We start from the raw sequence: 16,516 nt of genomic DNA, 5'->3' as shown, positions 1-16,516 counted from the left end.
AAGGAGGGAGAGCGATCATGTACCATAAAACGACAGGCTATCGAGTATTCTCCATATTTAATTATACTTTCATGATACTGGCGGGACTGGCGTGTTTTCTTCCACTGCTTCATTTATTGGCGCAATCGCTCAGCAGCAAAGCAGCCATTAGTGGTAACCTGGTGTCGTTCTGGCCAGTCGGGTTCAATGTGGATGCCTATGTAAAAACGTTCAGCAATTCCAATTTCATCGGTTCGATGCTGACATCGATTACCCGAACCGTATTGGGGACGACCATCAGCATGTTTGTCCTGACCTGCGCAGGTTATGCCCTTTCCAAAGAATTTAGGGGCCGCAACGCGCTCATGTGGTTTTTTATCTTCACCATGCTGTTCTCCGGAGGACTGATACCTTCTTACATATTGGTGACCAGTCTTGGGTTGAAAGATACCATCTGGGCCCTTGTCCTCCCGGGAGCTTTCGGAGCTTATAATCTCATTCTTCTCGTCAATTTCTTCAAAACGATTCCAAAAGCTTTGGAAGAAGCGGCGTTCATTGACGGAGCATCTTTCTTCGTGATCCTCAGCAAAATCTACCTGCCGCTATCTCTGCCAGGAATCGCTACCGTATCCTTATTCATCATGGTTGGACACTGGAATTCTTGGTTTGACGGAATTTTGTATATGTCGGATGCGAGCAGGTATCCGCTGGCTTCCTTCCTGCAGACGGTCGTAGTGCAAAGCAACATGCAGAATATGGCCATGAGCCAGTCTGAGGTCGCAGCGATGTCGGAACAAAGCATCAAGGCCGCCCAAATTTTTGTCAGTACGCTGCCTATTATTTTGGTCTATCCTTTTTTGCAGCGATATTTCGTGAAGGGGATTGTGTTAGGGGCTGTCAAAGAGTAATTCTCATCATGATCATGAACAAATGAATGAATAGAAAACTGTACGATATGAGCGAGGGGGCATGTTTTTATGAAAGAAGGAAGAAATCTATGGAAAATGGTTAGTGTGGTTATCCTGTCGGCGATGGTTGTAGCTGGTTGCAGCAGCAAGGAGAGTGTATCTGAGACCGCACCGGCATCCGTGCTCAAGGATGGAAAATATGATCCGCCCTTTAAAATGACGATCGCGAAGCAGCAGGATGAAAATGCCGGTAAATATATTAATGGTGAAAGTTTGAATGACAATGTACTAACCCGCTGGGGAGAAGAAAATCTCGGCATCAAGATCGAAACTACGCTGCTGGGTGGCGATGCTTCCCAATATAATACCAAGCTCCGGCTGGCGTTAACCGGTTCCGAGAAGCTGCCTGATGTTCTGCCGGTGTATGACACCATGCTGGTCAATGATTTGATCGAATCGGGGCGGGTCAAGGAGATAACGGAAGATATAGCGACCTACATGCCAGAACGGATGAGAGAGATCTATAAACAATATCCAACGACGTTTAATCCTGTGGTCAGGGACGGCAAAGTTTACGGAATGGCAATCGCACCGAATCTGACGGAGGGCGAAGTCATGCTGATCCGCCAGGACTGGCTGGATAACCTGAAATTGAAAGCGCCAACAACCATAGAGGAGTTTGAGAACGTCATCGCGGCATTTACCACGGAGGACCCGGATGGGAATGGCAAGCAGGACACCTACGGGTTTACTTTCTCGGGTAAGGATTCTTACAATACGGGCTGGGTCAGTGATCCGGTCATGATTTTCAGCGCATACACAGGTAAGCACCTTCCGCGGCAGTGGGTTAACGACAATGGTAAGTTAACCTATGGATCCGTGGCTGAAGGAAACAGGGAGGCACTTGCCAAGCTGCGGGATTGGTATGCCGAAGGGTATCTGAACAAGGAATTGGCCACTCAGGGGGCATGGGACGCACTCTCCGATTTTACGGAAGGAAAGGCAGGCATCATCATCGGCCGCCCTTGGCTGTATGACAGCGTGAAGGATGTGGAGAAAAATATTGAGGGCGCTAAAATCAATGCTTATCCTACGATTCAAGGCGTAAACGGGGATAAGACGTATCAGTCCGCTCAGCTCAACGATGGCGTGTTCATGTTCAACAAGGATTTTCAAAACATGGAGGCATTCTTCCTGTACTACGATAAGATGTACGATGCTGCGTTCAGCACCGGTGAATTCAAATATGGCTACGCTCAGGGATACGATTACGATATCGTCAATGACGAGGTGACGTTCGATCCGCAAAAGTTCAATAAGCCATTGGAAGCAATACAAAGTGTTGGGAAAATGGCATTTACCAAAAATACGCCGAGTGTTGATGGCCCCGGCAAATCGTACTACGATCTGGCGAATGGCGCCAAGCCCGATACAGGTGTTCTCATCCAAAGCGATTCCAAGGATCAAACGACCAAAGACGGATATCGTATCTCTTATGAAAACCGTGAGGCACTGCTTCCAAACGAGTTTAACGGTCCGCCTACCCCAACGATGCAGAATGTGTGGGAGCAATTGACTACCATGGAGCAAGAAACGTTTACCAAAATTATATACGGCAATGAGCCGATTGAGGCTTTCGATACCTTTGTGAAGCAGTGGCACGAAAAAGGCGGAGACCAAGTCATTGAAGAAGTGAACGAGTGGTACACCCAAACCAGCGAGACGGATGTCATGGCATTGATGAAGCTGAAATAAAAGTCATATTCCACCAAGATCAGCCTTCCGAATAAGGAAGGTTGGTCTACTAAAAAAGGAGATGATGAGACATGGTTAAAGGTAAACAAGGAATGGTTGTCGTCGCTGCACTGATATTGCTGACTTGCCATCTACTGTTCTCTACTCAAAACGTTCACGCTGCGGATAGCGAGGAGACCCAGATTGCAGCAACACTTTTCATGCTTAAGAATGATTCTGAGGTATCCAATGCCAAAATACACTGGCCGCCTGTCGGGGGAGCTGACGAATATGAGTTGTACAGATCGGAGAACAATGGGCCCTTTACGTTATTGCAGAACTTGACCGGAACAACGGCAGATGATTATGACCTTGCCATAGGCAGCACATACAGGTATCAAGTGAAAGCATATGAGGGAACCTCCTTGTTAACCTCTGCTGTCTCACCCGAATATGCACCTTACACTCTCCCGGGTAACCTCACCACATTTGACAACACAGTGCAGTCTACCTTGAATCTCCCGAATGAACTTAAAGTCGGAGATACCTACTACAAATTTAATTTTGTTCAAAAGTCATCAGGCGGTTTTGGCCAAATGATACAACAGACGTCGACCGACGATATCACTTATGGGAATGACAAGGTGGTACTTTCCTACACGGATCATCCGGATCTGGCTGATTCCAAATTTGAAGGAATTAATATCCTGTATCATGCGCCTACCAACAAATTTGTGTTTTGGGCCCATTATGAGAACAGCTCCGATTATACACTGGCCAGAGTGTCGGTGGCATCGGCCACGCCTGGAGAGCACTTTACTTTTCACAAAAGCTTCCGTCCGGAAGGGAATGAGTCACGGGATATTTCCATTTTCAAGGATGACGACGATTCGGCTTATTTGATTTCGACAGCCAATAATAATTCTGACACCATTCTGTACAAGTTGACCTCTGATTGGCTGGATGTGGCATCCCAAGTTTCGGTGATATATGAAAATCAGCATCGGGAACTGCCCAAGGTGATCAAGAAAGATGGCATTTATTATCTGTTCTCTTCCCAAGCGGCAGGTTGGTACCCGAGCATACCGATGTATTCTTCAGCAACCAGCATGGATGGGGAGTGGTCCGAACTGCGGACAATAGGCAACACGTCAACCTTCTCGGCGCAATCGGGTTCGGTCATGCGAGTAAAACCCAATACGGGCAACCATGTGGTAATGATAGCTTATCGATGGATGTTCGGTTGGGCTGGCACGGAAAACGGGACAACAGAGGAGCGGCTGCTTCCCGTTTGGTTCTCGAATGGTTACGCATTCTATGATTATTTTGACCAAATCCTGTACAATGCGAGCGATGATGTCGTAATCCCTGTCCAGAACGGAAGGCTGCTGTCTCAAGGCAAACCTGCAACAGCGCAAACAAGTGCCGGAACTAACCCGGCGGGTTATGCGAACGATGGCAGCTATCAAACGGAATGGATCGGTACAGGCGGTTCCTGGCCACATTGGTGGAAGGTTGATCTTGGTTCTGTCCAGGACATCCATAACGTGCAAATCTCCTGGTGGATGCAGAAGGGCTCCGAAGGATTTTATAAATATAAAGTTGAGACGAGTACGGACAATGTTAATTGGACCGAAGCATTGGACCGAACCAATAATACCTCTTACGGCTTCACCTCGGATACGTTATCAGGTACAGCCAGGTATGTAAGAATCAATATGCTGAATGCCACGCTTCACAATAACCCTAACAACTGGTATACACCACGTTTGTGGGAAGTGAAGGTATTTGGAGCAGGTGCAGAGTAACGAGGTGTCCAACGTGAATAATAAAAGAAGAGAGTGGGGTAGCGTTGTGAATCATCGACTAATCAATGGTACTCTATGGAAGGATACAAGGGGCCAGCCGATCCATGCCCATGGCGGACATATTATATTCCACGACAAGTATTATTACTGGTACGGGGAAGATCGTAGAGACGATATTTATGTGAGTTGTTACCGTTCCAGAGATCTGTTCCATTGGGAGTTTCGAAACCATATCCTTACCACTTCAACTCCGGTTGCCCCGATCAGAGTAAGGAGCAATACGAAATTGATGAATGACAGCGGTGGAAAGGTGAACCTTGAACGACCCAAAGTACTATTTAATCAAAAAACTAAAAAATTTGTTCTTTGGGTCCACTATGAGAACGGGACAAATTACAATGACGCTGCATGCGCCATTGCCACATCCGATTCTCCGGATAGCCATTTTACCTATCATGGCAGCTTCAACCCATATGGCTATATGTCGCGTGATTGCACGCTCTTTCAGGATGATGACGGGACGGCCTACTTTATTTCAGCTGCCAGGGACAATGCGGATCTTCATATCTATCGTCTGCAGGAAGATTATCTTAATGTCGAAAGTCTAATCGGAAAGCTGTGGCAGGGAGAATACCGGGAGGCGCCAGCGGTCTTCAAGCGGAACGGAAAATACTATATGCTGACCTCTTTTTGTACAGGTTGGGAGCCGAATCAAGGCAAGGTAGCTATGGCGGATACTATGGATGGTCCATGGGGGATGCTTCGTGATTTCGGGGACGATACGACATACCGAACACAGCCTTCTTTTGTATTGAAGCGATCGGAGCAGGAATATCTTTACTTTGCGGATCGCTGGAATGCAGCAGATTATTTTCAATCCAGCTATGTGGCACTACCCATTGAATTTGAAGGCGATATGCCGATACTGAATAATTACTCCGCCTTAACTTTGAGTAAGGATGCAAATTCGATTACTTTTGAAAAGTAAATTTTAAGGAATCAACGCAAGAGTGGATGGACGGATGAAAGGTTGCCGGACAGAAGCTGACTTTCGGATAACGAAGGTTCAGCGTCTGTCCGTTCACACAAATGGAAATACACTTCAGCAGATCGGGTTAATTATAATTTTACATCTACCGCATACCGATCACGAAGAATCGACAGATGGTGCAGTTCATGTCCAACCAAAACATAAGCGATGGATCGAGCCGAAGCTGGGTTATCACTAACAATTCCTTTGCGAAGCCATGCTTCCGGCGCGATGTGACGAAGCATAAGAATAGTAGATCGGCGTGCAACCGCATATTCTTCTCTCAGATCAGCCACGGTGTACGTATCGAATGGGTGACTTTGCATCAGGACGTCCTGGTCATAGCCGGGATGATTCGCTTGATCACCTCTGGCGATGCGCAGGAGCCGGCTGCTCATGATGCGTTCGTTGTCTGTGAGGTGGCCGATAACTTCTTTCACACTCCACTTGCCTTCGGAATAACGGTAGTTGGCTTGCTCCTCGGTCAATGAAGACAGAAGAGCTTGTACGATATTGGACTGCTGCTCCAACTGTTCGAGGATGCTCCCTTCCGGAACAAGGTTTATGTACCCTTCATAATATGCTGCATACTCCTCTTTCACTGGTCTTTCAAGCATGTTGGCGCCTCCTTTGGATTCCTAGCTCTGGGTTTTATTGTAGTATAGGCTTGAACCAATTCTCAACCTTTCATTGGCAGGATTCTGCTATTTAATGAGGTTAATATTTAATAGGGTGATAAAGGGTCAAGTAGAATTACGACGAGATTATAATCATGCTTGAAATATGCCCCTCCGCTTAGTGGGCGGAAGGGCATATTTTGGGTTCTGGCATCTCATTTGCAACGTGTCCGATCTCGTTGTAAGAGCCTTTTCACATATTCCAGATGTTCATTTCTTCTTCGTACAGGTTCATTCATTTATCGTTTGCAGGTGTAATGGAAGCGCCTAAGGTTCCATTGTCTACCTTCAAATTCGGCAGCTCATCCAGCGTAATGACATAATCACTTTGATAGAGTGTTTTTAGCGTGGTCGGATTGTTGAATGCAGAACTCATAAGATGTTCGCCATACCAGGGACAGAAGTAGAGCCATCCCGATTTCTCCTCCACCAGATTCTGCACGCTAGGGACCGTGTCATTCTCCGTCATGGCCACCATTTTTTGGCCGCCTGTCAAATCAACAAGCTGATAGAAAATGGATGTAATGGCATCTTCATTGGGAACGCCGGACAAACCGTCATAGCGATTGTAAATCGTATTGTATTTGTCATAACCGACAAGGTCCACCTGATCGTCGCCAGGATACCATGCAGGAGATGTGCTGTACACGTAGCTGTTATAGGTCCAGATTAAGTTGTGCAGATCATATGTCTCCGTGAGCTCGGTATACAAAAGGTCCCACAGCTGCTTATACACATCTGCGCCAGCTGAAGCCCACCAGAACCAAGCTCCTTCGCCATTCAACCCGCCATTGCCCTCAGCCTCATGGTAGGGCCGGAAAATGACAGGTACATCATTATCCTGTAAAATCTGCAGCTGCTCCGCCAAATCCTCAATGGTCATCATCACGTATTGATATTCTTTCGTCCCGGGGATGACTGCATTCGCTGTGTTGAAATTGGTTTCGGTCGGTTTGTAGGTTGCTTCTTTCCAATCGACGGAATCTCCAATTTCATAAGTGTCGAATTGGCGCGGGACATTGATATGCCATGCAGCTGTTGCAATCCCGCCACGGTTGTTAACCCAGTCGATCATGCGATCAGTTGTCCCGTCCTCCCAGCCGTACAGAGGATTATAGTTCATGAAATCGAAGCCGCGGATGGCCGGATATTTACCGGATAGATCATGAATCCATTCGAACTCCAATTCGGTATCTCCATTATTTCCGCCTCCGTAAATCTCTTGCTGTCCCGAAATAATGTGGTTGCCGTAAACATCGGTCAAATAATTCATTAGAAGCTGGGTTTCCGGTGTAGCTTGAGGATCGGTGAGGACAGGCTGCACATCTAGAGGATCTAGATCGGCATGATCCACAGTGAAGGTGTCAAAATAAGTGAAGCCCCAGCCTGCTTTAACTTGTATGGTGTTGGTTCCCTGGTTCAGCTTATGAAATCCAAAATCGTATTTGGACCATGTTGTCGAGTAGGGGAGCATATACGAGCCCTTGGTAACGCCATTAACAGTTAGGTATTGCAGCCTGCCATCAGGACTCAGTTCTTGCATGTACTGAGTGGAGATAGCGTACATGCCGGTTTCTGGAACAGTCACATTAAATGTGATCGTGCCGGAATTCTGCATCCAGACAAATCCGCTTCCGGAGAAGCCTGGTTTGGGTTGTCCGTAAATTTCAGTAACGACATGCAGATCGGACGTCAGCTGAGCGTTTTCACTTTCCATGGTGAAGAGTGGAGGGTCTGCATGAACAGGCATGTTCATCCATCCGAACAAGAGGGTAAATGCCAACAGCATTGCGCTTGCCTTTGTGAGCTGATTTTTCATTCCCATCTCCCTTTTCATGTGAAATAAGATCAAGAATTCTCAATAAAACCAGTAATGGATGCGCTTTCATAAAAAACATAACATAGGAAACAATTTTTGTAAATATATGGAATATAAAGTTGGAGTTTGACTTGTTTTTGCGTTTATTAGTTGGTCCTTGTGCACATCAGTGACACGTGATCTTCGTCCATTCCAACTTGTGGTGGTATAATACAAAGGTTGCAGTTTTTAATTCAATAAAGGAATGATGATTACATGACAGATTCGCTGAGACAGGACATCCGGGATCGATTAGCCCAAAAGGATTACCATTGCGAGAAAGAGTATACGTTATCGATCCTTAGCGGCAAATGGAAAGTAGTTATTTTATGGCATTTGGGAGTCGAAGGACCTCATCGGTTTAGCGATTTGCAAAAGCTCTTTCCTAAAATTTCACATAAAATGTTGACAAGCCAGCTGCGTGAGCTAATTGAGGATGGCATAGTTCATAGAGAAGTCTATCCGGATGTCCCTCCCAAGGTTGAATATTCGATGACAGAAGTAGGAATGAGCATACTGCCCATCGTTGAAATGATGTATACTTGGGGTCTGAATCGGCTAAGTCAGCTTAAGGAAGAAATTAAGTAAATGGATGTGGCAGTTACCGTTTGGTAACCACCGCACCAAAAAGTGCATGCTTTTCATTTAAAGTAAGGGCAGTTAGAATGGAATAGAAGTTGAGAACGATTGTTCTTAACGCTAGGTTTTAATTCAATTTAACTTATCTAAGATTCAAAGGAGCGAACAATAATATGCAGTCCATAGCAGGAAAAGTAGCATTAATTACAGGAGCGGGTCGCGGGATTGGTCGCGCGATTGCCATTGCATTTGCACAAGAGGGCATTCACGTAGGTCTTGTAGGCCGTACGCTTGAGAATTTGCAAAAGGTCAAGGAAGAACTTAAACCGTACAATGTGAACGTAGCGATTGCTGCAGCTGATGTGACCGATCTGGATTCCATTACAGCAGCAGTAGAGTCTGTACGGGGAGAGCTCGGAGCGATCGATATTCTGATCAACAATGCGGGCATTGGCAAATTCGGCGGATTCATGGAGTTAACACCGGAAGAATGGACCAATATCATTGATGTCAATGTGAAGGGTGTATATTACACGACCCGTGCGGTATTGCCAGAGATGATGGAGCGCAACGCAGGTGATATCATTAACATCTCATCTACGGCTGGACAAAAAGGGGCGCCGCTTACGAGCGCGTATACTGCATCTAAAGCGGCTGTAAATGGACTCACCGAGTCCTTGATGCTTGAAGTACGCAAGAAAAACATTCGTGTCACGGCTCTGACTCCTAGTACCGTTGCTACGGATATGGCAGTCGAGCTCAAGTTGACGGACGGCAATCCGGACAAGGTGATGCAGCCTGAAGATCTTGCAGACCTGATTGTGGCACAACTGAAGCTGCACCCACGCGTATTGTTGAAGCATGCGGGTCTATGGTCAACAAATCCGTAAATGGATAGAAGCAAAAGTGCATTGTAAAAATTAAAAATGTACACTAGGAATACAAAAATAAGTCGCTGCTTAAGCGGCTTATTTTTGTTTTTGCAACGTTCTGGCCTAGTCACACAAATACCCGATAATATTTTCTACTGTACAAGGTGTTCCAGTTCAGGCTGCAGTTTATTCCGCAGAATAAACATCATGGCCGCACCAACGAGGAAAGCAACAGCATCCGCAATAACAAGTGACCAGACCACGCCATGGAAGCCGTTCATATGACTCGCAATGAAAAGCACAGGAATCAATGTAACTCCTTGAATAATGGACATAACAAAAGCAGCGGTTCCTTGGGCAGTTGCCTGGAAAATGCCTGTGAACAGCGTCGTCATTCCTGAGATGAACAGGGACAAAAATGTCACATGCAGAATATAGCTTCCCATTTCAATGAGCTGCGGATCACTCGTGAATAGTCCGATTAAATGATCAGAGATCAGATAAACGATGATGCCGAACCCGGCGGCTAGAACGAGAATGCTTTTAATCGTAAATCCAATGGTTTGTTTCATACGCAGCTTGTTTGCCGTAAACGTGAAAGCAATTAATGGCACAACTCCTTCACATAACCCCATTAGAATAAATTCAGGAAACTGCAGCAAACGTGATGCTATCCCGTATCCGGCTACAGCCTGATCCCCATAGTCGGCAAGAAAATGGTTTAAGAAAAGCGACATGGCCCCCAGAAAGATACTCATGATAAAGACAGGAACACCAATTTTGAATACATTGCTCAGGATGTCTTTGCTTGCCTTGAACCATTTGGCAGAAATGGTTAGTAAACGGCTTTTATTCCCCATATGAAAGGCATAGAATGCACTCGCAACCAGGTTGGAGATCACGGTAGCAGAGGCTACACCAATAACGCCCCAGTGAAAGACGTAGATGGCTACCGCATCAAGTATGATATTGACGACCACACTGAGGATCATGCCGACCATCGACGTGATGGCCGCTCCTTCGGAACGTACGATATTTTCCAGTGTGAAAAACAGGATTACGAATGGCGAGCCAATCAGCATAACGGTGACATACTCTTTTGTGAATCCAAATGCTTCTGTTGTTGCGCCCAGGCCATGAACGATGGGATCGACCAATGGAAGACCGATGGCCATGACCAGCAAACCGAGAGCTAAACTGCTGTAGAACGCAAAGGAAGACACATGTTTTACGTCATCATATTTCTGCTCGCCCAGCAAACGGGAAATAAAGGTGCCACTCCCTATGCCAATCAAGTTACCTAACGCCATGATGGCGGCAAACAAAGGCAAGGTTAGCGCAAGAGCGGTTAACATCGCAGTATTGCCCAGCGTACCGAGAAAATAGGCGTTCAAGATGGAGTATATAACGTTCATTGACGTGCCGAGCATCATGGGGATGGCAAAGTGAGCTACGGCTTTGGTGATTGGTGCCTTTTCGAAATAATGGAGGTTTTCTGCATCCATGTGGGTCACTACCTTCTTCATGTAATTTGGTATTGCTGACAATCTAACAGTGTTAGTTTGTGCCTTACAGTGTAAGATGATATCATGAGCGTATGAACCTGTAAAGTAAAACTTACACTGTTAGATAAAGGGCGGATATAAATGAAAAAACAACAGCCACAAATTTCGGAAGATAAAATATTGGAAGCCTCGTGGGAACTTCTGGGGGAAGAGGGCATCGAGAAATTCAGCATGAGACGATTAGCCGATCGTTTGGGGATTCAGGCACCATCTATTTACTGGTATTTCAAGAGCAAGCAGAATCTCTATCAACGTCTGGCTAACCAGATATCGAAAATCATTCTGCAGGATTTCAATTCGGAGGGGAATTGGAAAGAGCAGTTGGAGGAACTAGCCATAACCATTCGAAGTGTGTTGAGTCGTTACCCCTGCTCGACGCAGCTCATGATGATGACGCTGCCCCATGAACCTGACATGATCCGGTTCACCAACCGTATGTTGCTTTGCGTCGAATCGACCCCGCTTGAGCAAGAGCAGAAATTGCAAGCCGTTTTAACGCTTACAAACTATGTGTTCTATTTCGTTTTGGATGATTATCAACATCAGCGCAATATCACCGTGATGCTGGAGGATGAGGGAGTGGCTCCGGGCGGGCAGATGAACGAACTTCTGGACTCCATGACTGAGGCAGAAGCGGGACTATTCCGAGGAATGTACAAAAACGGACTTTTTGAGGTAATGGGGACCGATCAGGCTTTTGAATTTGGTTTGAAGCTGATTCTGATGGGGATTGAGCAGGTTATCAAGGAGCATGAGAAGTAATCGATATTCACAGCTCATCTGGGGATGAAGTTGCCCCGGCAGTCCTTACGATGCGCTGCGCATAACGTGCAACGAAATAGAGACATCTATATTAGAGAAGTGATTGCCAAGGTACATTCCCTTGTTGGATTGTAAACTGAAAAAGCTGATGCGGGTGATAAGACCGTATCAGCTTTTTTTATGTTGAACGCCCATAATTCGACTCTTTAATGAGTGTCCGCAACCAATCGTTAACAGTAGTATCCCATTTCAACCTTAACGTTTAATGCCCTTTTTGTGGACAAATTTCTTCAGTACCGAAAAATCCTCTGTCACCTTCTTAAAAGGCAAAGTTTCCAGCACCTGTTCCCGGTAATTCTTCCTGGCTGCTGCGCTAAGACGAGAGTCAAGGATGCTGAGCACGCCAAGGTCCGTTTCGCTGCGAATCAATCGTCCCGTTCCTTGCCGTAACCGAAGAAGCATGTCCGGTACAAACACGTCCATGAACGAATTGTCCGATAAAGTGGACTTATACTCATAGATGGGATCGGACGGAACAGGGAAGGGCAGACGAAAAACAATGACTTGTGACAGGTCAGGACCCTCGATATTTACACCTTCCCAGAAAACGCCTGTACTAAGCAGCACACCTTTACTTCCCCGGAATTCAGCGATTACCCCATCTTGGGAAGATCCCTCCTTCTGAACATGTACCGCCCATGGATATTTACTCTTATCTGAGATCAACTTCTGATGAACATACTTCATGTCTTCCTTGGCAGAAAAAAGGACTAGTGTTCTACCTTGGGTTAGATTACAGAGTTGAATCATTTCGTGGTAGGCTGCTTCAAGATACAGCTCGCGCTGATCGTAATGATAGGTTGGAACCTTGTTCGAGATGTACATCATGGCATGGTTCGTGTAATCAAATGGAGAGGGTTTGCGGTCCATATAATCGCCCCTGTAACCAAGCGATTGTGTTAAATAAGAATATTGTTCCTCCAGTGTTTCTCCGCCTTGACACATCGTGGCCGACGTGAGAATCACAGACGTCTTGCCGTTAAATAACGTGTGTTTCAGAAACTGGCTTATATCTTTGGGACAGATGCTGATCGTGGTTGCGCGAAGTGTCCTGCTTGCCCAACTAAGATGATTTTCCTCTGTGTTAGCCAAGACATCCATAAGAGATATAAGCCCGTTCATAGCTTCATAAACTTCGTCAATCTCCCGCTCGTTGCGTGAGGTCAGAACCGCTAAGCGAAGACTAAGGTCCTTCAAATGTTGGGAGACTTGGCGAAATGGTATGCCTTGCATCTCAGAAATCTGGATACGGTCACTATCCTGTTTGGCTTCTCGGAGCAGGTCAGCGTCGATTTGTTTGAAAATATGCTGAGCATATCTTTTGATAAATTTGGATTGGGAAAGGAGAGTCTTGTCCATAGACTGCTTCATGAGCAATTGCACAGCGTCGTCCATGGTACGGCAGATGCCTCTTAACGTGAACTCGAGCGTTCTTGCGTCTCTAACTTTGGCCTCCAGATTATGAGCTTCATCAATAATGATTAGAGCCGGTCTTTCGGTAATGATGCCCCGTGTTCCTTCTTTTTTCTTCATCAGATCCCGGATAAGCAGGTCCTGATTCACAATTATAAAATCAATCTCGCTTGGCCTTGCATTAATTTTGGCACGCATTTCGTAAAATAAGCATCCATTTTTATGATGACAACGTTCGAATTGGCAATCATTTACGGACACGTTAGACCATTCAGTATCACTAATTCCACCTTGGATGTCTGCTCTTTCATCAATTTCATAATTGATTACTCGCTGAGCAAGGGCGGACAAGGGGGAATTTGGATCATCTGGCTTGAACAACTCCGCAGCCCTGTTTCGGCAAGCATACTGGCCCATGCCTTTCCCTACGACAGAGCGAACTGTAGTGAAGCCGAGCCGGCTGCCGATGACGCGAAGATCCTTATGTATCTGTTCCGAAAGCTGAATGGAGGATGTGGCGATAATAATGGGCTGTTGTGAAACCTGATTAATGAGCAGACTGGGGATGAGATATCCAAAAGACTTGCCTATACCCACGCCAGCTTCAATCATGGCATTACGCCCGTTAACATAGGCATCCGTTATATCCAGAGACATATCCTGCTGCCCAATCCGCTCGCGAAGACCCATTCGGGGAAAACGGTCATACACCCGAAAGATGCCTTCCACAAGCGAGCGTTCGAGGTCCTTTTTCGGTTTGCGTTTCTGTACTTTAGAGAGTTCATTTAACCAGTTCAAAACAATCACCTCACTTCCAATGTAAAATCTTCCTCTTCGGCTATTTTTAGTGAAACCCTAATTATCTTAGATGCGTCATTTACAGTCAAGTGTACATAAGCGATGATTAAGTCCATGGCTATAAAACGCAACTAAACGGATATCAATAGCGTCTATTTATCTTACATAGAACAGCAACAGGAGTGAAACAAATGCAGCTAAAAATGATAGGCATATTCGGCGCCGTTCTCGGCTCTATGCTCATATGGGCGGGGAATGCAGCAGCGGAAGAGCGGTTTAACGACCTACAGTATTCGAAGTGGGCAGAAGACGGTATTGAATATATGGCGAAGCGGGGAACTGTCGCAGGGTATGGAGATGGGAAATTTAAACCCGCAGGGCTTGTCACAAGGGCCCAAGCTGTCACCTTCCTGGTGCGGGAGCTATATCCGGAACAGCTTGAGAAGCCCGCTGAAGGTACGACTTACTCGGATGTTCCAAAGACACACGCCTTTAATAAAGAAATAGCGATAGCTTCTAAAAATGGACTTGCCAGCGGATTCCCGGACGGCTCCTTCCGTCCGGATGCACCGCTAAGCCGCGCTGAAACTGCAGCTTTCTTAACACGCGCATATTCTCTATCGGAAGGCAAGCAAACCGCCAATTGGTCCGATACGGAAAATCATTGGGCAGCAGCGCCCATCCTCGTCATGAGCTCCAATGGTTTGGTCGGCGGATATTCAGATGGCACCTATCGTCCGAATCAAACGGTCACGCGAGCAGAATATGCCGTATTTATGTCACGATTAATTCAGTTCGAACGCCAGTCAGCCATTCAGGCACAGGATTGGGAAAAGCTGATTTCTTATATGACCGTGAGTGAGCAGGTCGGTCAAATGCTCATGCCTGACATTCGGCAGTGGAATGGTAGAGTGACCACGACAGTTAATGAAGGGTTGAAAAGCAGCATCCATAATCAGGATCTGGGCGGCTTAATCCTTTTTGATAAAAATATTGTAGACACTCGGCAGGTCACAACATTTACGCACAATCTGCAAATGGAAGCTGGGGACATTCCGATGTTTCTTGGCATTGACCAGGAGGGAGGCGTTATTAAGCGAATCCCTGGCGGCACCAATTTGCCGGGTCAAATGGCTCTAGGCGCAACCGGAGATTCAGCCCTGGCCGAAGCGGCCGGACAGCTGACGGGAGAAGAGCTGAACGCACTGGGGCTGAGCATCAACTTTGCGCCAGTACTCGATATTAACAGCAATCCGGACAATCCGATCATTGGAATGCGATCATTCAGTTCAGATGCAGATTTGGTCACCAGACTTGGTCTCGCAACGATAACAGGGCTGCGTCAATCGGGCGTCATTGCAGCAGTTAAACATTTTCCAGGACACGGGGACACGACGGTGGATTCCCATCTCGGATTGCCAGTCCTGACGCATAACCGCGAGCGGCTCGATGCGGTGGAGCTGAAACCTTTTCAGGCTGCAATCGAGAACGGCGTGGAGATGATCATGACTGCACACATTGCTTTTCCTGCCATAGATAGCGAACAGGTCACATCGCTTAAAGACGGACAACGCGTGCCTGTTCCTGCCACGTTATCCAAAAAGGTATTGAATGGTCTGCTTCGGGAAGAGCTGGGATATGAGGGGATCATCATTTCAGACGCGTTCACTATGGATGGGATAGCGGAGCATTTTGGCGAAGACCTAGCGGTAGAACGGGCGGTCAACGCAGGTGTGGATATCATTCTAATGCCGCAGGATTCTGCAGCTGCTCATCAAACACTGGTGAACGCGGTGAAGAACGGAACGATTCCGATGGAAACCATCCATGCTTCAGTCGAGCGTATTTTGGAGCTGAAAGCGAAGTATGGCTTGTTTGAACGCAGTGAAAGCCTTACGTCTAAGCTGGCCGAGCTTAACAATGTTATCGGTTCACAGGGACATCGCGAGGTGGAGCGGGAAATTGCAGAGCGAGCAGTGACCCTGTTGGCCAGCCGTGACGGTATGCATCCGGATTCATTCCAACGAGGAGATCGGGTTGTCATTGTTGCAGCGGAGGAAGAGCAAGCCAAGCAGCTTGAGAGACAGTTGAAGCAGGCTTCAAGTAACCTGTTGTTAAAGACGGAAATTGCCCTAATTGGACAAGCACAAATGAAAGAGACGGTTGCCAAAGCCGATTATGTCATCCTGACTTCCTACCAGTTCCGTAACGTGGCCAGCCAGTTTGGATGGACCGCTTATCAAGCCTTAATCAATGAGATGAACACTCGAAATCAGCGCTACACATTGTTGTCACTCGGCAACCCTTATGAAACGATATATCTGAAGAACATTCGCTCAGGACTTGCTGTCTATGGCAAGCAGGAGCCCAATACGGAAGCCGGAATCAATGTGCTGCTTGGGCATCAAGAAGCTACCGGCAAATTGCCAGTGAAAACGAATTAAAAATACTGATAATTATCAAAAAAAATCAA

11 protein-coding genes and 1 pseudogene are annotated in these 16,516 nt (G+C 46.5%); 8 read left to right on the top strand and 4 right to left on the bottom strand.

Annotated elements, in window-relative coordinates; all coding sequences use genetic code 11:
• The first annotated feature begins 17 nt into the window (after positions 1 to 17).
• The 4 genes from AC3RCI_RS17360 to AC3RCI_RS17345 all read left to right on the top strand — a co-directional run bounded on the left by AC3RCI_RS17360 (position 18) and on the right by AC3RCI_RS17345 (position 5,417).
• Positions 18 to 887 carry a carbohydrate ABC transporter permease gene (locus AC3RCI_RS17360; RefSeq protein WP_336781929.1) on the top strand — a complete coding sequence of 290 codons (870 nt, stop codon included), beginning with the start codon at positions 18 to 20 and terminating at the stop codon, positions 885 to 887.
• Between the two features lie 69 nt (positions 888 to 956).
• On the top strand, positions 957 to 2,642 hold the full coding sequence (locus AC3RCI_RS17355) for a type 2 periplasmic-binding domain-containing protein (protein ID WP_492472503.1): 1,686 nt from the start codon (positions 957 to 959) through the stop codon (positions 2,640 to 2,642).
• A gap of 71 nt (positions 2,643 to 2,713) precedes the next feature.
• The gene (locus AC3RCI_RS17350) at positions 2,714 to 4,429 is read left to right on the top strand and encodes a discoidin domain-containing protein (RefSeq protein WP_492525763.1); all 1,716 of its coding nucleotides are present in this window, start codon (positions 2,714 to 2,716) and stop codon (positions 4,427 to 4,429) included.
• Between the two features lie 13 nt (positions 4,430 to 4,442).
• The gene (locus AC3RCI_RS17345) at positions 4,443 to 5,417 is read left to right on the top strand and encodes a family 43 glycosylhydrolase (protein ID WP_186811992.1); all 975 of its coding nucleotides are present in this window, start codon (positions 4,443 to 4,445) and stop codon (positions 5,415 to 5,417) included.
• A gap of 131 nt (positions 5,418 to 5,548) precedes the next feature.
• Here AC3RCI_RS17345 and AC3RCI_RS17340 read toward each other — a convergent pair whose 3' ends face one another.
• Complete coding sequence (locus AC3RCI_RS17340; protein WP_154893873.1) at positions 5,549 to 6,076, bottom strand: DinB family protein; 528 nt, start codon at positions 6,074 to 6,076, stop codon at positions 5,549 to 5,551.
• 304 nt (positions 6,077 to 6,380) lie between these two features.
• A pseudogene (locus AC3RCI_RS17335) lies at positions 6,381 to 7,955 on the bottom strand (glycosyl hydrolase); the annotation flags it as partial.
• Between the two features lie 255 nt (positions 7,956 to 8,210).
• Between AC3RCI_RS17335 and AC3RCI_RS17330 the strand changes: the two are divergent.
• Positions 8,211 to 8,582 carry a winged helix-turn-helix transcriptional regulator gene (locus tag AC3RCI_RS17330; protein ID WP_127536781.1) on the top strand — a complete coding sequence of 124 codons (372 nt, stop codon included), beginning with the start codon at positions 8,211 to 8,213 and terminating at the stop codon, positions 8,580 to 8,582.
• A gap of 164 nt (positions 8,583 to 8,746) precedes the next feature.
• Positions 8,747 to 9,463: a 3-ketoacyl-ACP reductase gene (locus AC3RCI_RS17325; RefSeq protein WP_336781924.1), complete on the top strand. Its 717-nt coding sequence runs from the start codon at positions 8,747 to 8,749 to the stop codon at positions 9,461 to 9,463.
• A 134-nt stretch (positions 9,464 to 9,597) separates the two neighbouring features.
• Here AC3RCI_RS17325 and AC3RCI_RS17320 read toward each other — a convergent pair whose 3' ends face one another.
• The gene (locus tag AC3RCI_RS17320) at positions 9,598 to 10,950 is read right to left on the bottom strand and encodes an MATE family efflux transporter (RefSeq protein WP_492525761.1); all 1,353 of its coding nucleotides are present in this window, start codon (positions 10,948 to 10,950) and stop codon (positions 9,598 to 9,600) included.
• Between the two features lie 141 nt (positions 10,951 to 11,091).
• Here AC3RCI_RS17320 and AC3RCI_RS17315 point away from each other — a divergent pair, with 141 nt between their 5' ends.
• Entirely contained in the window at positions 11,092 to 11,772 is a 681-nt protein-coding gene (locus tag AC3RCI_RS17315; RefSeq protein ID WP_492525759.1) for a TetR/AcrR family transcriptional regulator, read from the top strand.
• A 255-nt stretch (positions 11,773 to 12,027) separates the two neighbouring features.
• Here the strand turns inward: AC3RCI_RS17315 and AC3RCI_RS17310 are convergent, their stop codons facing one another.
• Positions 12,028 to 14,043, bottom strand: coding sequence for an ATP-dependent DNA helicase (locus AC3RCI_RS17310; RefSeq protein ID WP_492525757.1), 2,016 nt, complete (start codon positions 14,041 to 14,043; stop codon positions 12,028 to 12,030).
• A gap of 191 nt (positions 14,044 to 14,234) precedes the next feature.
• Here AC3RCI_RS17310 and AC3RCI_RS17305 point away from each other — a divergent pair, with 191 nt between their 5' ends.
• Positions 14,235 to 16,487, top strand: coding sequence for a glycoside hydrolase family 3 N-terminal domain-containing protein (locus AC3RCI_RS17305; RefSeq protein WP_492525755.1), 2,253 nt, complete (start codon positions 14,235 to 14,237; stop codon positions 16,485 to 16,487).
• Positions 16,488 to 16,516: the final 29 nt, after the last annotated feature.

The organism is Paenibacillus sp. MT124 (assembly GCF_058792755.1).
This window is presented reverse-complemented; position numbering and strand designations above follow the sequence as displayed.

Excerpts from the sequence above, each read along its gene's own strand:
- AC3RCI_RS17360 (WP_336781929.1), top strand. The coding sequence starts at position 18 with ATGTACCATAAAACGACAGGCTATCGAGTATTCTCCATATTTAATTAT.
- AC3RCI_RS17355 (WP_492472503.1), top strand. The coding sequence starts at position 957 with ATGAAAGAAGGAAGAAATCTATGGAAAATGGTTAGTGTGGTTATCCTG.
- AC3RCI_RS17350 (WP_492525763.1), top strand. The coding sequence starts at position 2,714 with ATGGTTAAAGGTAAACAAGGAATGGTTGTCGTCGCTGCACTGATATTG.
- AC3RCI_RS17340 (WP_154893873.1), bottom strand. The coding sequence starts at position 6,076 with ATGCTTGAAAGACCAGTGAAAGAGGAGTATGCAGCATATTATGAAGGG.
- AC3RCI_RS17330 (WP_127536781.1), top strand. The coding sequence starts at position 8,211 with ATGACAGATTCGCTGAGACAGGACATCCGGGATCGATTAGCCCAAAAG.
- AC3RCI_RS17325 (WP_336781924.1), top strand. The coding sequence starts at position 8,747 with ATGCAGTCCATAGCAGGAAAAGTAGCATTAATTACAGGAGCGGGTCGC.
- AC3RCI_RS17320 (WP_492525761.1), bottom strand. The coding sequence starts at position 10,950 with ATGGATGCAGAAAACCTCCATTATTTCGAAAAGGCACCAATCACCAAA.
- AC3RCI_RS17315 (WP_492525759.1), top strand. The coding sequence starts at position 11,092 with ATGAAAAAACAACAGCCACAAATTTCGGAAGATAAAATATTGGAAGCC.
- AC3RCI_RS17305 (WP_492525755.1), top strand. The coding sequence starts at position 14,235 with ATGCAGCTAAAAATGATAGGCATATTCGGCGCCGTTCTCGGCTCTATG.